The sequence below is a fragment of the Chryseobacterium sp. X308 genome, assembly GCF_020733145.1.
In the GTDB taxonomy this organism is placed as follows: domain Bacteria; phylum Bacteroidota; class Bacteroidia; order Flavobacteriales; family Weeksellaceae; genus Chryseobacterium; species Chryseobacterium cupriresistens.
Map to the genome: position 1 here is coordinate 1 of NZ_JAJFZH010000058.1, position 1,187 is coordinate 1,187.

Consider the following 1,187-nt stretch of genomic DNA (forward strand, 5'->3'; position numbering starts at 1 on the left):
ATCGAAAAAGATATCTTGGATAATAATCAGGAGACAAAACGAAGGAAGACTTGCTTTTATTTAAAAATAAAAATATGAGTGCATTAAAACAGGTTGTAGGAATAGATGTAGCCAAAGATGAACTGGTGGCAAGTTTTGGCAAATTAATGGAAGATCTAAGTACAGAAATCAAAGATTATAAAGTTTTTAGCAACAGCGAAAAAGGCTTTGAATCACTTCTTAAATGGGTGTACAGCAAAAAGACACTTAATATAGAGGTTATTTTTGTCATGGAGGCTACGGGGGTGTATCATGAAAGATTTGCTCATTTTCTTTATGCAAAGGAAGAAAAAACAGTCATTGTGCTGCCTAATAAGATCAGTAATTTCATCAGGACTCTGGATATCAAAACCATTACCGATAAAAGCTGTTCCATAGCTATTACACAGTTTGGTTTAAGCAGAAAACTAGAATTATGGCAACCCGCAAACCTTGTGTATAAAGAACTTCAGCAGCTAAGCCGCGAGAAAAACCAGGTTATTCAGGAAAGGGTAAGGTGTATGAATCAGCTGCATGCTGAAAAGACTCAGGCTCTACCGAATTCAAGAACCATAAAACGGCTGACCGAGCGTATTTCGTTATTGAAAAAACAGGAGAAAGAAATTAATGAGGATATGCTTGCACAGGTAAAGAAAAGTCCTGAGGCTACCAGGGGAGTTAATCTGTTGAGCAGTATTCCGGGTATTGGAAAATCAACGGCAATTGCTGTTTTAGCTGAAACCAATGGTTTTGAGCTAATCAGAAATAAAAAACAACTGGTAAGTTATGCAGGATTAGATATCCGCGAGAAACAGTCCGGAACATCAATAAAAGGTAAGCCAAGAATTAGTAAGAAAGGAAATAAAAATATTCGAAAAACATTACATTTTCCTGCCATGACAGCCGTCAAAATGAATAAAAACCATCAGGATTTGTTTCAAAGAATTACAGAAAAAACAGGAATTAAAATGAAGGGATTGGTTGCTGTACAAAGAAAACTCTTGGAACTGATGTATATTTTATTTAAAAATAAAACTTTTTACCAGATAGATTTTGAAGAAAGTAGGGTAAAAATCAAAGACGTTCACCCTACGCAAGCTAACTCAAGGTCGCTTTTATAAATATAAATGTATAAAAAATATTTGGAAGTTAACACAGAATCTAAAGCC

Annotated in this window: 1 protein-coding gene; it reads left to right on the forward strand. The window is 34.9% G+C overall.

Annotated features, from left to right (window positions below):
- Window positions 1-74: 74 nt before the first annotated feature.
- Window positions 75-1,139: an IS110 family transposase gene (locus tag LIV57_RS22835; protein ID WP_227944447.1), complete on the forward strand. Its 1,065-nt coding sequence runs from the start codon at window positions 75-77 to the stop codon at window positions 1,137-1,139.
- Window positions 1,140-1,187 lie beyond the last annotated feature (48 nt).